Annotated in this window: 13 protein-coding genes; 11 read left to right on the top strand and 2 right to left on the bottom strand. The window is 44.5% G+C overall.

Features of this window, described 5'->3' with window-relative positions; translation table 11 throughout:
* Nucleotides 1-24: 24 nt before the first annotated feature.
* The 7 genes from ribD to IGI86_RS16100 all read left to right on the top strand — a co-directional run bounded on the left by ribD (nucleotide 25) and on the right by IGI86_RS16100 (nucleotide 6,693).
* Complete coding sequence (ribD, locus tag IGI86_RS16130; RefSeq protein ID WP_430617540.1) at nucleotides 25-1,101, top strand: bifunctional diaminohydroxyphosphoribosylaminopyrimidine deaminase/5-amino-6-(5-phosphoribosylamino)uracil reductase RibD; 1,077 nt, start codon at nucleotides 25-27, stop codon at nucleotides 1,099-1,101.
* Nucleotides 1,086-1,673, top strand: a complete 588-nt coding sequence (locus IGI86_RS16125; RefSeq protein WP_005230617.1) for a riboflavin synthase — start codon at nucleotides 1,086-1,088, stop codon at nucleotides 1,671-1,673. Before ribD ends, IGI86_RS16125 begins: the two co-directional genes overlap by 16 nt.
* Entirely contained in the window at nucleotides 1,651-2,862 is a 1,212-nt protein-coding gene (gene ribB / locus IGI86_RS16120) for a 3,4-dihydroxy-2-butanone-4-phosphate synthase (RefSeq protein ID WP_430617539.1), read from the top strand. Before IGI86_RS16125 ends, ribB begins: the two co-directional genes overlap by 23 nt.
* A gap of 21 nt (nucleotides 2,863-2,883) precedes the next feature.
* On the top strand, nucleotides 2,884-3,357 hold the full coding sequence (ribH, locus tag IGI86_RS16115; protein ID WP_005233264.1) for a 6,7-dimethyl-8-ribityllumazine synthase: 474 nt from the start codon (nucleotides 2,884-2,886) through the stop codon (nucleotides 3,355-3,357).
* 469 nt (nucleotides 3,358-3,826) lie between these two features.
* A complete protein-coding gene (locus IGI86_RS16110) occupies nucleotides 3,827-4,900 on the top strand; it encodes a FecCD family ABC transporter permease (protein ID WP_005233272.1) in 1,074 nt (357 codons plus the stop codon).
* Nucleotides 4,901-4,904: 4 nt separating this feature from the next.
* On the top strand, nucleotides 4,905-5,687 hold the full coding sequence (locus IGI86_RS16105; protein ID WP_008380226.1) for an ABC transporter ATP-binding protein: 783 nt from the start codon (nucleotides 4,905-4,907) through the stop codon (nucleotides 5,685-5,687).
* Nucleotides 5,680-6,693 (top strand): ABC transporter substrate-binding protein, encoded by a 1,014-nt coding sequence (locus tag IGI86_RS16100; RefSeq protein WP_430617538.1) that lies wholly within the window; start codon nucleotides 5,680-5,682, stop codon nucleotides 6,691-6,693. The genes IGI86_RS16105 and IGI86_RS16100 overlap by 8 nt, the downstream gene beginning before the upstream one ends.
* Nucleotides 6,694-6,843: 150 nt before the next feature.
* Here IGI86_RS16100 and IGI86_RS16095 read toward each other — a convergent pair whose 3' ends face one another.
* Complete coding sequence (locus IGI86_RS16095; RefSeq protein WP_034872892.1) at nucleotides 6,844-7,185, bottom strand: MazG nucleotide pyrophosphohydrolase domain-containing protein; 342 nt, start codon at nucleotides 7,183-7,185, stop codon at nucleotides 6,844-6,846.
* A gap of 86 nt (nucleotides 7,186-7,271) precedes the next feature.
* Here IGI86_RS16095 and IGI86_RS16090 point away from each other — a divergent pair, with 86 nt between their 5' ends.
* The 4 genes from IGI86_RS16090 (at nucleotide 7,272) to IGI86_RS16075 (ending at nucleotide 13,084) form a co-directional block, all read left to right on the top strand.
* The gene (locus IGI86_RS16090) at nucleotides 7,272-7,832 is read left to right on the top strand and encodes a TIGR00730 family Rossman fold protein (RefSeq protein WP_430617537.1); all 561 of its coding nucleotides are present in this window, start codon (nucleotides 7,272-7,274) and stop codon (nucleotides 7,830-7,832) included.
* 146 nt (nucleotides 7,833-7,978) lie between these two features.
* Nucleotides 7,979-8,947, top strand: a complete 969-nt coding sequence (locus IGI86_RS16085) for a tRNA dihydrouridine synthase (protein WP_430617536.1) — start codon at nucleotides 7,979-7,981, stop codon at nucleotides 8,945-8,947.
* A gap of 268 nt (nucleotides 8,948-9,215) precedes the next feature.
* Complete coding sequence (locus IGI86_RS16080) at nucleotides 9,216-11,921, top strand: alpha-L-rhamnosidase (protein ID WP_016620304.1); 2,706 nt, start codon at nucleotides 9,216-9,218, stop codon at nucleotides 11,919-11,921.
* A complete protein-coding gene (locus tag IGI86_RS16075; RefSeq protein WP_016620305.1) occupies nucleotides 11,918-13,084 on the top strand; it encodes an MFS transporter in 1,167 nt (388 codons plus the stop codon). Before IGI86_RS16080 ends, IGI86_RS16075 begins: the two co-directional genes overlap by 4 nt.
* 20 nt (nucleotides 13,085-13,104) lie before the next feature.
* On the opposite strand, the gene IGI86_RS16070 is transcribed toward IGI86_RS16075, so the two are convergent.
* On the bottom strand, nucleotides 13,105-14,103 hold the full coding sequence (locus IGI86_RS16070) for an AraC family transcriptional regulator (protein WP_016620306.1): 999 nt from the start codon (nucleotides 14,101-14,103) through the stop codon (nucleotides 13,105-13,107).
* Nucleotides 14,104-14,132: the final 29 nt, after the last annotated feature.

Genomic DNA, 14,132 nt, shown 5'->3' with positions numbered 1-14,132 from the left:
TTTTTATTGAAAGGAGGAAGGAAGATGCATAACGAATACATGCGTTTGGCGATCGCAGAAGCCAAAAAAGGGCGTTACCAAACCATTACCAATCCGCTAGTGGGCGCTGTGATCGTCAAAGAGCAACGGGTCATTGCCAAAGGGGCTCACTTAGTCTATGGGCAGCCCCATGCGGAACGAAACGCCATCGAACAATGCGATTCCTCCGAAGACCTAATCAATTCGACTTTATACGTGACGTTAGAACCTTGCAACCATCAAGGAAAACAGCCGCCTTGCACTCAGCTGATCATCGACAGCGGCATCAAAAAAGTAGTCGTCGGCCAGTTAGACCCTAACCCGATCGTGGCTGGACAAGGCAAGCGCTTTTTAGAAGAACAGGGCATCGAAGTGTTGGTGGGCATCGAAGAAACAGAAGTGCGCCGTTTGAATCCACACTATAATTTTTACCATCAGCATCAGCTACCTTACGTGGCATTGAAGCAAGCGATCACTTTAGATGGTCGGATCGCTCATGATGCGCAGACCCGCAGTGCCATCACTGGTTCAGCGGTTTGGCAAAAGGTCCATCAAGAACGTGGGGACTATCAAGGAATCTTAGTGGGCAGTCAGACGGTGTTGACGGATGATCCCACCTTATTGACCACGGTTGAAACCAGCTTTCCGCCGATTCGCATCGTGGTAGACCGTCGGGGGCGAACGCTGTCGCAACCCGATTTGGCACTGTTTGCCGATGATTCAGCACCCGTGTGGATTTTTACGCAGCAGGCAGCTGTCAGTGATTTGCCAGCGCATGTCTCAGTGATCCAACTGGAAGAATTGACGATCGCTGCATTGTTGAAGGAGCTTGCCGCACGACAGGTCCAATCGCTTTACGTGGAGGGAGGCGCTGCGATCCATGATGCCTTTTTAGCCAGCGGACTGTGGCAAGAAAGCATTACCTATGTGGCGCCAAAGTTTCTTGGGGGCAATAGTCTCGCTAGTTTTGCCAGTGAGCGTACCCCGAATCAGCTGCAACGGCTAACAGAGGTGACGGTGACGGCAGTTGGGGAAGATGTTTGCATCCGAGGAAGGAGACCAGAGGAATGTTCACAGGATTGATTCAGGAAAAAGGCCGCATCAAAGAGATCCGCAAGCAAAGCCGCACGATCCAGCTAACCTGCAGTGCGTCCGAAGGATTACTGGCGGATTACCAGATCGGAGACAGTATGGCGATCAACGGGACGTGTTTGACGGCGATCGCCAAACAAGCGACGACGTTTACGGTGGATATCATGCCAGAAACCTTTCAACGAACGACCTTTAAACAACTCTCGGTGGGTGCCGAAGTCAATTTGGAGCGAGCGATGGCAGCGACGCAGCGTTTTGAAGGCCACTTTGTCGCAGGCCACATTGATGTAACGACCCGTTTGATCCAGAAAAAGCAGTTGGAAAATGCCTTGATCTTGACGTTTGCTTACCCTGTCAGTGTGCAAGGGGAAATCATTCCGCAAGGGTCGATTGCGATCAATGGCGTCAGTTTGACGGTCACCCAGACGACGGCACAGGCCTTTTCCGTTAGCTTGATTCCCCATTCCAAAGACCAGACGACGCTGGGGCAGTTGAAACAAGGGGAGTGGGTCAATATCGAGACGGATATGATTGGGAAATATGTCAAATACCAACGAAAATGAAAGAAGGCAGACGATGCATAAAGTAGAACAAGCAGTGGAATGGTTAAAAAAAGGCGGCTTAGTGATTGTCGCCGATGATGAAAATCGGGAATCAGAAGGAGATTTGATTGGGATCGCTGAATACGCAACGCCAGAAGCCGTCAACTTTATGGCGACTTATGGCCGTGGCTTGATCTGTGCACCCATCTCACAAGCGATCGCTAAAAAGCTGGCATTGCCTGAGATGACCGCCAATAATACGGATGCCTTTGGTACCGCGTTTACCATCAGTGTCGATCACGTGATGACGAGTACAGGAATTTCTGCGAAAGACCGGGCAGTGACGATTGAAAAGTTGGCTGATCCTGCGTCACAGGCTGCGGATTTTTATCGCCCTGGACATATCTTCCCATTGACCGCTCAACCTGGCGGCGTGTTGGAACGCAGAGGACATACAGAAGCGGCTGTGGATTTAGCGAAGCTTGCTGGCAGCGTGGAAGCAGCCTACATTTGTGAGATTTTAAATGAAGATGGCACGATGGCTCGGGTCCCAGAATTGAAAAAATTAGCAGAAAAATGGCAGCTGCCGTTTTTGACCATTGACGAGTTGGCGGAATATCTACGAGGAACTGCGCCTATCACGGTGGATTTGCCAACGGCTTATGGGGCGTTCCAATTGACCTTATTTGAAGATGAATTCGGCAATGAACACCTTTTACTAGCCAAAGGCGAGATTCAACATACTACTGAGCCGCTTTTACTACGGATCCATTCAGAGTGTTTAACTGGCGACGTCTTCGGCTCTCATCGCTGTGATTGTGGCGAACAGCTGCAAGAAGCGATGCGGCAGATCGAGGCAAAAGGCCGTGGTGCGATTTTGTATCTACGCCAAGAAGGCCGCGGTATTGGCTTGCGGAACAAGCTCCGTGCCTACCAGCTGCAGGAACAAGGAATGGATACTTATGAAGCAAATATTGCATTGGGGTTTGCAGCAGATGCCCGTCATTACACGTTTGCTGCCGATGTTTTACGTTCCTTAGAAGTGCAGGAGATTCAACTGATGACCAACAACCCTGACAAGGTGAAGGAATTAGAAAGCTTAGGGATCAAGGTAGTAGCACGGGTACCGCTGGAGATGCCTGTGCATAAAGAAAACAGTAGCTATTTGAAAACGAAGAAAGAAAAGTTTCACCATTACCTATCTATTTAATCAACCAAAGGAGAATGAGCGATGACAGTATTTGAAGGAACGTTTCAGGGAGAGGCAGTCAAAGTAGGGATCGTGGTTTCACGATTCAACGAGTTTATCACTTCCAAGTTAGTGGAAGGCGCCAAAGACAATTTGGTGCGTCATGGAGTCAAAGCAGAAAACATCGATGTGTATTGGGTACCAGGGGCTTATGAGATTCCGTATATTACCAAAAAAATCGTTGACCACAAACAATACGATGGGATCGTGACATTAGGTGCCTTGATTCGCGGAGCAACGACCCACTATGAATTGATCTCAAATGAAGTGGCGAAAGGCGTAGCCCAAATTGGTCTGAATGCCGACATTCCGATCATGTTTGGTGTATTGACGACTGAAACGATTGAACAAGCCGTTGAACGAGCGGGAACCAAAGCCGGCAACAAAGGCAGTGAAGCCGCTCAAGGTCTTTTGGAGATGATTTCGTTGAATCAGCAAATCCTTGGCAACGCATAGGTTTCACGTGCTAACAAAGGGAAGCTAGCAAGAAAAAGCCTGCCTAAGCATAGGCTTCAGACTGGAGACAGACTTCGTACGAAATGAAGTCTGTCTTTTTTCATCATTAAAAAAACTGGATTATTTTGCCGAAGAATTTGCTTCTTCACGGGTACCGTGTTTTCGATAGGTCAATGGAAAGGAAAATGCCCAATCAATCACGAACATTAGAATAACTCTTATTTAAGGAAATTTTCAGAAAATTATTTACATTTCACAAAAGGTTCCTTATAATGACTCTATTCATTGAGAGTGATTCTCATTTGCAAATAGATGTCAAAGCAGAACCTGGCTATGGCGCTTTTCATGAGAAGAACTTTTATAAGCGAAAAAACGCACAGATGCTTCTTTTATGATGGCGGCGAGGCAACGGTCAAGGTTGTTTTTGCTGTGAAATCAGAGGAGTTCGTGCTGAATAAAGGAGAATCACATGTCGGTAGGGTTGATTAAATCAAATCGTTGGATGGTGTCGACAATCATTTGCTGTGTTTTAGTTGTCGCCATTCTCTTATCTGCAGGAGTTGCTTTGGCAAACGGCCAAGCCAATATCACCCTTGGCGAAGTTTACCAAATTCTCTTCTATAAAATCAGCCACGGGTTGGTTGGTGATCTTTCAGGCATTTCAGACGCAAACATCAATATCGTCTGGTTTGTTCGGGCACCGCGGGTCTTGCTTTCTATTTTTGTGGGGATGGGGTTAGCGATCAGCGGGGCAGTGATGCAGGCAGTGGTCCAAAATCCGCTGGCAGATCCATATATCCTAGGGATCTCTTCCGGCGCATCCTTAGGGGCGACCTTTGCCATCTTAGTCGGTTTTGGCGGCTCGGCGCTAGTCTTGCAGCTGGGCTTATCGTTTGGCGCCTTTGCAGGAGCGGGGATTGCGACTATTTTGGTGCTGCTGCTTGCCAGTATCGGTGGGAAAATGACTTCCACAAAACTTGTGCTGTCGGGGACGATCGTCAGTGCCTTATGCAGCTCTGTTTCAAACTTGATCATCTATCTGGCTAGCAATGCAGAAGGGATGAAGACCGTAGCGTTTTGGTCGATGGGCAGCCTAGCCTCGGCTTCTTGGAATAAATTGGGCTTTATCGTGGTTCTGGTTTCTTTGATCACGCTGTTCTTCCTGACGCAATACCGTGTTTTGAATACGCTTTTGCTGGGGGATGAAGTTGCTTCCACCTTAGGGGTCAAGCTGACCTTCTATCGGCGTTTTTACATGCTGCTAGCAGCGCTATTAACTAGTATCATCGTTGCGAATTCTGGGATGATCGGCTTTGTCGGCTTGATCATTCCTCATATCGTACGTGGAGTCAGCGGCTCGGATCATCGCCTGTTGATGCCTTTGACCGCTTTGACAGGCGCGTTGTTTTTGATTTGGGCGGATGTGATCGCCCGCTCGACCCTGCAAGGAGTCGAACTGCCGATCGGGATCATTACAGCGCTGATTGGCGCACCGATCTTTATCTATATCATTGTCAAACGACAATACAACTTTGGGGGGTGACGAGATGAAATTGGCAGTTGAAAAGCTCAATCTGACGATCGGGGATCAGCAGATTCTAAAAGACATCTCCGTCCAAACCGCACAAGGGCAATTTGTCGGTTTGATTGGGTCTAATGGCAGTGGTAAGTCCACGTTGTTAAAAGCCATCTACAAAACGTTGAAACCAGACAGCGGCGAAATTTATCTGGGTGAGATGAATATTTTGAAAAGTTCCGAAAAAAAAGTCGCCCAGCAAGTCAGCGTCGTCAGTCAATTCAATGAGTTGAGCTTTGATTTAACAGTAGAACAGATGGTGCTTTTAGGCCGCACGCCCCACAAGGGGTTGTTGGAACAAGACACCAAAGCCGACCATGAGCTGGTCACCGAAGCCTTAGCCAAAACAGGGTTAAGTGCCTACAGAAAACGCAGCTACCTCTCATTATCAGGAGGCGAAAAACAGCGGGTCGTCCTTGCTCGTGCCATCACCCAAGAACCGAAATTTATGATTCTCGATGAGCCGACCAATCATTTGGATATCCGTTACCAGCTGGAAATCTTAGAGACCGTCAAGCATCTGAAGATTGGCTTGTTGGCGGCGCTGCATAATTTGGAACAAGCAGCCAACTATTGCGACATTATCTATGCCTTAAAAGATGGTCGGGTCGTAGGGTATGGCGAACCAGAAACGCTGCTGACAGAAGAACTGATCGAAGAAATCTATGGCGTGAAATGCAGTATTTACCATCATCCGATCACAAGCGGATTAGGGTTTCATTATTATTTTGAAAAGGAGCAAACAGATGAATAAATGGGGAAAAATGATTGGGGTAGGATTGGCAGTCTTTACATTAAGCGCTTGCGGCAATACGAAGGATGAAGGAACTTCGGCTTCTTCCTCACAGGCAGAAAGTACGTATCCCTTAACCATCAGCAACTACACCAAAGCAGAAGGCGGCACGCAATGGACCGCCAAGGATCAAACCTTTAATGAGGCACCAAAAAAAGTCGTTGCCAACACACGACCAGCAGCGGAATTGCTGCTGCATCTCGGCCTCAAGGATCAGATTGCGGGTGTCGGTGCAACCTTTGGTGCCGCTGATGAGGAAGTTGCTGCTGATTACGCAGAACTCAACGACCTGGGCAGCGACTATATCAGTAAAGAAACAGCCTTAAGTGTGGATCCAGATTTGATTTTTGGCCGCGGGGGACTTTTCGATAACCAAGATTGGGGCGTCGGCACCGTTGATTCCTTGAACGAGATGGGCATTCCGACTTATGTCCAAGAAACCTCTGTCACTGGGGCGACGTTTGATTCTGTTTATCAAGACATTGAAAACCTTGGTAAGCTCTTCAATGTCCCTGAGGCAGCCGCTGCTTTTGAAAAAGAATTAAAGGATCGTCAGAGTGCCTTGGAAGAAAAAGTAGCAGACAAAGAAGAGCAAACCTTTGCCCATCTCTTTATGTCTGATCCAAGTGTGGTCAGTGTCTATGCCGCTCAAGACGAGTCTTTTTTCAATAGCAACTTTGACATGATCAAACTGAAGAATGTGTTTCAAGACTATTCAGGAGAAGTCAGTGTTGAAACCTTGATCGAAACGGATCCCGATGTCTTGATCGTCGGCGACTGGTCAACGATCGAAGGCAGTGTTTCTGGTCAAGAAATCATTGAAGGCTTGTACAAAAATGACAAACTCTCCAGCATGAAAGCCATCAAAAACAAACAAGTCTACAGCATGGACTACAATTATCTCTTTGGCTACGGCTACCAAGCCTTGACTGGTTTGGAAGAACTGGTAGAGCAAATGGCACAATAAACACCTCCTATTCCCATAAAAAGGAGAACCAACTTTTTATATAATAGAAGAAAATCAACGTTTCACTGGCCGATTGACCACAGAAACGTTGGTTTTTTGTATTTGGGAAAAGCAACCTTTGCCGCTGCCCGTTACGCAACAAGTAGCCCGTTAGCTGTTTTTTTCTGTCTCTTGGTTCATTTGATAGCGAGACAAAAGCTTTTCTTTGTGTTTTTGCATGATTGTTTCCAGAGAAATATCGTATTTATCGGCGAGAATAAATAAGTTATCCAGTACATCGCCCAATTCTTCCGTCAGATTTGCCAGTTTTTCTTCCGGCAAGCCTTCTTGTTCATCGGGACGGTCACGGCCAATCTCCAATGTCCGAATGGCACGGCTCACTTCCCCGACTTCTTCTGCTAAAAAATTCGCCCGAATAAACGGATCATATTGATACCAGTTGCGGGCTTTGTAGAAGTCACTGATAAATCGTTGATATTCCTCAATGTTCATAATTTTTTTTCCATCCTTTCCCAGAACCTTTATCAGAATCATGATATACTATTTCAAAATGATTGAGAAGGATGATGGAGAGTTTTATGAAAATTGCAGTCTATTGTGGTGCCAGTGTCGGTAATGAACCTAGTTTTGCAACAGCCGCCCAAGAATTGGGGCAGTGGATCGCTTCACGGCAAAATACGCTGGTCTATGGCGGCGGAAAAGCGGGCTTGATGGGCGTGCTGGCAGATGCTGTCTTAGAAAATGGCGGTCAGGTGATCGGGGTGATCCCAACCTTTTTAAAAGATCGGGAACTAGCACATCCTGGATTGACCGAACTCCATGTCGTCGAGACGATGTCAGAAAGAAAACGAAAAATGTTCGAATTGTCGCAGGCGTTTGTCGCACTGCCAGGTGGTCACGGGACGCTGGAAGAAATCACGGAGATGATCTCGTGGTCAAGAATCGGTCAAAACCCGAATCCTTGTGCTTTTTATGATGTGAACAACTTTTACCACGCAACGAGAGCCTTATATGACAACATGGTGGAAAATGAGTTCTTGACGCAGGCCGATCGCGAAAAAATCGGCTTTGCGCAAACAACGAATGAACTTGAAGCCTTTATTCAAGCCTACGAACCGCCAGTTATTCGGCAGTATTAAGCGTCTGTTGCAAAAGAGCAAGGCGAAGCACCGGCGGGTGTCGTCTTGCTCTTTTGCTTCTTTGACGCATTCTTAGTATAATGGGGTTTGTTTTGCAAGTGGGGTCATAAAATAAGATCCTTGGACAAAGAAATGGAGCGTAAATCATGACAACAAATTTTTGGGCTGAATTGCCGAAGCCTTTTTTTATTCTAGCACCAATGGAAGATGTCACCGATGTCGTTTTTCGGCATGTCGTTCAAGCTGCCGGCGCACCAGATGTTTTCTTTACGGAATTTACCAACTCCGATAGTTACAGTCATCCAGAAGGACGCGACAGTGTGCGGGGACGTTTAGTCTTCACCGAAGATGAGCAACCGATGGTAGCCCACATTTGGGGAGACAAGCCAGAGTATTTCCGTGAAATGAGTATCGGATTAGCCGAGATGGGCTTTAAAGGGATTGACTTAAATATGGGCTGTCCAGTGCCAAACGTTGCCGGACGAGGCAAAGGCAGTGGCTTAATCTTGCGACCAGAAGTTGCTGCTGAGCTGATCCAAGCAGCCAAAGCTGGCGGCTTGCCGGTCAGCGTCAAGACGCGTTTGGGCTATACCGAACTAGGGGAAATGGAAGCCTGGTTGACCCATGTCCTGCAACAAGATATCGCTAACCTTTCGATCCATTTACGAACCCGCAAAGAAATGAGCAAGGTCGATGCCCATTGGGAATTGATTCCTGAAGTGGTGGCCTTGCGGGACCGAATCGCCCCACAAACGAAGCTGACGATCAACGGCGATATCCCTGATCGTACCAAAGGTTTAGAGCTAGCAGAAAAATATGGCGTAGACGGAATCATGATCGGTCGGGGTATTTTCAAGAATCCCTATGCCTTTGAAAAAGAACCGAAAGAGCATACCTCAGAAGAGCTATTAGGCTTGCTACAGCTGCAATTAGACTTGCAGGATCATTACGCCAAAATGGTGCCACGCTCGATCGCAGGATTGCATCGTTTCTTTAAAATCTATGTCAAAGGCTTCCCTGGTGCCAGTGATTTGCGAGCAAAGTTGATGAATACCAAATCAACCGATGAAGTTCGGCAACTGCTGGCAGAGTTTGCGGAGGGAAAGACAGAATAACTTAGGTTGCTCCTCAAAGAAAGACGAGTGAAATAGATCGAAAGTAAGATGATCGTTTGCTGAACGAGTGATTATTAATAAATGTAAACATAATAAAGCAGTTACCTTTTTCTTTTATTCGAAAAATGGGGCTGCTTTTTTGCTTTTGCATTGATCGATAGTGAAGCAACTATGTTTCTTATCTGTAGATAGTTCAATTAATATCGGTGAAAAGTGAATTGTATCCGTTTTCTATCTTGCTTAAAATAAGAAAAAAAGGAGGAATTCCATGAAGATTAGGAAGATAATAATCAATCACTTAGAAGCACCAATTGGTGTTGGCGGAGAACAAGTAAGTTTTTCGTGGCAAATCGATTCGGAAGATAGGAATATTAAGCAAAAACGGTATGATTTGCAGCTATCATTAGACAATGAGTTTAAAACGGTTATCTGGCATCACAATGAGTGGAGCGAGCAATCAACGAATATCCCATATAAAGGTCCCAAGTTGGCTTCTCGACAAACCTATCATGTACGGGTAAAAAGTTTGGCGAGCACTGGACAAGAAAGTGATTGGGGAGTAACTCATTTTGAGACAGGCTTGCTTGAAGTAGGCGATTGGCAAGCCGATTGGGTGACAACAAAATGTCCCATTATTGAGCATGGGAAAATAAAACCGTTTACAGGTACTTACAAGTTTACGATTCAACAAGAAGTTGTGAAAGCCAGAATTTATCTCAGTGCACTGGGTATCTATTTTGCAGAATTAAATCAAATGAAAATTGGGAATGATTATTTTACTCCAGGCTGGACAGACTATAACGATCGCATTCAATATCAAGTTTATGACATCACTTCGCAGTTGCAGCGCCAAAACGAAGTGCAAATAACCGTTGCGGAAGGATGGTATAGCGGCTATCTTGGTTGGGAGAAAAAGAAAGATACTTATGGAAACTTTAATGCATTTATTGCTCAGATCGAACTGACTTATGCAGATGGATCCACCGAAATAATCGGTAGTGATGAAACGTGGCAGGAGTATAGCAATCAATGGCTTTGTGCTGATTTATACAATGGCGAGGAGCAAAATCTTCTTTTAGAAAGAAAGTATAACGGTCATTTGAAAGCGATATCTTATTCGAAAAAACAATTAACCAATCAAGAAAATGAGCCAGTACGTAAGCAAGAGAAATTGACCCCGATTGATTTGTTTCGTGATCCTTCAGGGCGTCTGGTTTTAGACATGGGACAAAATATGGTGGGATGGGTGCGTTTTACGATTAAAGGAGAAAAGAACCAAGTTGTTCGTTTGATACACGGAGAGGTGTTAGATCGAGACGGCAATTTTTATCGTGGCAATATTCGGGATGCTCAACAAACAGATACGTATACGTTAGACGGTTCTGTTCAAACGATCGAGCCGATGTTCACCTTTCACGGCTTCCGTTATGTTCATTTAGAAAACTTTCCTGAAGGCATCAAAAAAGAAGATTTTTCAGGTGTGGTTTTACATTCTGACATGCCAAAGACTGGTCTTTTTGAGACATCTGATGCAGCAATTAACCAACTACAGCACAATATTCTTTGGGGACAAAAAGGAAATTTTTTAGATGTCCCTACCGATTGCCCGCAAAGAGATGAACGGCTAGGCTGGACTGCTGATGCACAAATTTTCTTTCCTACGGCTAGCTTTAATATGGATACGTATCAATTCTTTTATAAGTGGTTGAAAGATTTACGCTTTTCTCAAATGAAAGATGGCTCAGTTCCCTTTGTTGTTCCGGATGTCTTAAAAGGGGTCTTTGCAGATAATGCGGCAAGAACAACCGCAGCTTGGGGGGATGCTGCAACGATCGTACCATGGGAAATGTACCAACGATACGGGGATCGCCAAATCTTAGAAGAAAGCTTTGACAGTATGAAAGCTTGGGTGGATTACATCCGAGGACAAGGGCCCGAAGAAGCGCTGTGGAATACGGGATTGCAGCTTGGGGACTGGTTAGCGCTGGATGCAGAAGAAGGCAGTTTTTTTGGCGCAACGGATGAAACACTCGTTGCTACTTGCTATTTTGCTTATTCTACTAGAATTGTTGCAAATACTGCCCGCATATTAGGGAAGTATCAAGAATACAAGATTTATGATGAGTTGTACCTCACAGTCAAAACGAAAATAGGAGAAACCTATGTTACAGATGATGGGCTAACTAGCGATACTCAAACAGCCCATATTCTTATCCTGATGTTCGAACTTTATCCAGAAGGGCAAAAGCGTTCTATAGTCAATAGACTAGTAGAATTGATTGAACAAAAAGATCGGCACCTCGATACAGGCTTTATTGGGAGTCCCTATATCTGCCACGTTCTTTCGGAAAATGGTCATTTAGATTTAGCCTACCAGTTACTTTTTAACAAAGATCTTCCCTCATGGTTGTACCAAGTAGAAAAAGGAGCGACAACGGTTTGGGAGCATTGGGATGGGATCAAAAATGACGGAACGTTTTGGGATGATGGGATGAATTCGTTTAACCATTATGCATATGGATCGATTGGTAATTGGATGTATGAAACAATCGCCGGCATTAAGGTAAAAGCTCCAGGTTATCAGCAATCAATTATTGCTCCTAAATTATCTCAGCACTTAACACATTGCAATGCTTCATTAGAAACGATGTTTGGTTCCTTGTGCAGTAGTTGGAAACGAAACGAAGAGACTTATGAACTAACGGTTGTAGTACCTGCTAATACAGAAGCAGAGATCGTTTTACCATCAGTAGCTGATCAAGAGAACGTGCGAAGAGAAATCAGTGAAACCTGGCAGCCAAAACGATTTGGTCACAGATCAGGGCGCACAGTCGTTGATATCGGCATTGCGAAATATGTGGAGCATGAAGCAGAGTATCCAACGGTACAAGAAGGACCAAATGATCTCACAGTCTTCGTGGGATCAGGCACCTATCATATACGCTATGAATTAGAAAGGAAAGAAAATAAATGACGAAAAAACGAGGTTTCCTATTTAAGTTAACGCTTTTGTCAATCTCTTTATTACTAACATCGGCGAATGCTATTTCCATGACGATCCCTATGATTCAAGCTAATTTTCCTGATATCAGCCAAACGACAATTGAATCTTTAGTGACAGTTCCCTCTTTTACCATGATGATTTTTGTCTTGTTAAGCGGTTTTATTTCATCAAAAATTGGAAGCAAGAAAACTGTTATGCTAGGCTTGTTGCTCTCGTTGGTTGGTGGTGTGTTTCCCCTATTTACCCAGAATTTTACGTTGATTTATCTGTCTCGCTTTATTTTTGGGGCAGGTCTAGGCTGTTACAACTCTTTGGCTGTAAGTTTGATCAACGATTTTTATGAAGGTGATGAAAAGCAAGCGCTGATCGGGTTTCAAAGCGCTGCCCAAAGTTTAGGATCAAGTTTTGCAACGTTTTTAGCAGGGATCCTTGCAACTGTCAATTGGCATTATGCTTTTGCCGTCTACTTATTGGCATTGCCTCTCTTGATCTTATTTCAGTTTGTTGTACCAGAGACTCAAGGAGCTTCTCAACAGACGGAAAAGGCAAAACAACAGATCAATCTGCCAACGTTTTTTTATGCAGCTGGCCTCTTTGCGCTCTTGGCAATGGTAATGGTCGTCTTTACAAAAGTAGGCTCTTTGGTCAGCGAACAGCAGATGGCGCATGCTAATTTTCTAGGGACAGCACTCTCCTTAATGACGTTAGCAGGGTTTATTAGTGGCTTAGTGTACGGAAAGTTCTTTCAGATTTTTCGCCAATTTACCCCTGTGGTTGGTGGGGTAGTGGCAACGATCAGTTTCTTTTTGCTTTCGATGGCTACTAACATCTATGCAGTGACTAGTTATCTTGTATTGATTGGATTTTGTTTATCTTTGTTCATTCCTTACATCTTTGGTGCTTTGCTGGGCGCTGCACCAAAAGGATCAGAAACATTAGCCGTTTCGGTGGGAATGGTCGGCTCGAATCTAGGGTCTTTTTCTTCCCCTTACATTAGCTCTTTTTTCGCTCGTATTTTTGGAAACACCACAGCAAGTTTTGCTTTAGGAATTGCCGGTGCTGGCTTTCTTATGTTAACGGTGATTTTCTTTGTGGATATTTTACGCAAAAGAAAGCAGGTAGCCAATAACTAAATGACTTCGCTGAACATACCCTAATGAGTTTTTCCATGGCTCCGCATACTTTTGGGAGTCATGTGAAACACTCGTTTAAATTGCCGATAAAAATAGCTTGTGGAGTGAAAGCCTGCAGTAGCAGCAATTTCTTCTATTGAATAAGTCGAATGCAACAGTAGATCTTTCGCAACTAATAGCCTTTTTTGGAGGAGCGTCTCTTGGAAATTTTTCCCAGTTCCTTTTTTTAACGCGTTGCTGATATAGTTCGCATTGAAGTTGAAGACTTGACTAAGCTCGTTTAAGGACACACTTTGATAGTGTTCATCAATATATTCAAGAACATCAAGCGCATTAAACTGACTGGTCTGATTTCTACTAACTTCGATCGTATAAAGCCGCATCAATTCTGAGAGGATCAGTTGTAAATATTGGCTAATAAAACGAAAATCAATGACTTCTGATCGCCAGTACTCTTGCAACAGTAATTGAACTTGGGTATGTAAGTGCGGCGTAGAGCTGGTATGAAAAAGTAGGAACTGATCATGTTGGGCTTGTTCATCAAATGCAGTAGCCAAAAAATTCCCGATCAAGCTATTATTTCGTTCTAACTGTAGGCAAAATAATGAAGTAAAGGTTTGATCATTAATTAATATATTGATGAGTAAGTCGTCTTCTTTTAATGGATCGATAGAGTGGGGAACATCGCGATCTAACACACAAAAATCGCCTTCAGTTAAGAGTATTTTTTGACCTTTGATGTATTGGGTACATTCGCCACTATAAACATAATTTATTTCAATAAAGTCATGAATGTGTTCAATCATCGGACCAAAACGATTGTGCTTTGCAATATATACCTGATTTCCTTGGAAAAACGGGGCTTTGGGCAGTCGGAAATGACCTGTCGCAGAATCAAATAAATCGTTACCGTTATCTGGAAGGTTCGGAATATTATTGATGCTCGTACCGGTTTTTCGTTGTTCTTTTTCATAGTCATTGATCTCTCTAAGGTAGGTTTCTAATTCTTGTTGGTTCAAGAGCGATAGCCTCCTATTAATTTAAGACA

The sequence above is a fragment of the Enterococcus sp. AZ188 genome, assembly GCF_050544075.1.
In the GTDB taxonomy this organism is placed as follows: Bacteria; Bacillota; Bacilli; order Lactobacillales; family Enterococcaceae; genus Enterococcus_D; species Enterococcus_D entomosocium.
The sequence above is the reverse complement of the archived record's forward strand: the minus strand, read 5'-3'. Positions and strand labels throughout refer to the sequence as shown.

Coding starts and splice junctions, on each gene's coding strand:
- ribD (WP_430617540.1), top strand. CDS start 25: ATGCATAACGAATACATGCGTTTGGCGATCGCAGAAGCCAAAAAAGGG.
- IGI86_RS16125 (WP_005230617.1), top strand. CDS start 1,086: ATGTTCACAGGATTGATTCAGGAAAAAGGCCGCATCAAAGAGATCCGC.
- ribB (WP_430617539.1), top strand. CDS start 1,651: ATGTCAAATACCAACGAAAATGAAAGAAGGCAGACGATGCATAAAGTA.
- ribH (WP_005233264.1), top strand. CDS start 2,884: ATGACAGTATTTGAAGGAACGTTTCAGGGAGAGGCAGTCAAAGTAGGG.
- IGI86_RS16110 (WP_005233272.1), top strand. CDS start 3,827: ATGTCGGTAGGGTTGATTAAATCAAATCGTTGGATGGTGTCGACAATC.
- IGI86_RS16105 (WP_008380226.1), top strand. CDS start 4,905: ATGAAATTGGCAGTTGAAAAGCTCAATCTGACGATCGGGGATCAGCAG.
- IGI86_RS16100 (WP_430617538.1), top strand. CDS start 5,680: ATGAATAAATGGGGAAAAATGATTGGGGTAGGATTGGCAGTCTTTACA.
- IGI86_RS16095 (WP_034872892.1), bottom strand. CDS start 7,185: ATGAACATTGAGGAATATCAACGATTTATCAGTGACTTCTACAAAGCC.
- IGI86_RS16090 (WP_430617537.1), top strand. CDS start 7,272: ATGAAAATTGCAGTCTATTGTGGTGCCAGTGTCGGTAATGAACCTAGT.
- IGI86_RS16085 (WP_430617536.1), top strand. CDS start 7,979: ATGACAACAAATTTTTGGGCTGAATTGCCGAAGCCTTTTTTTATTCTA.
- IGI86_RS16080 (WP_016620304.1), top strand. CDS start 9,216: ATGAAGATTAGGAAGATAATAATCAATCACTTAGAAGCACCAATTGGT.
- IGI86_RS16075 (WP_016620305.1), top strand. CDS start 11,918: ATGACGAAAAAACGAGGTTTCCTATTTAAGTTAACGCTTTTGTCAATC.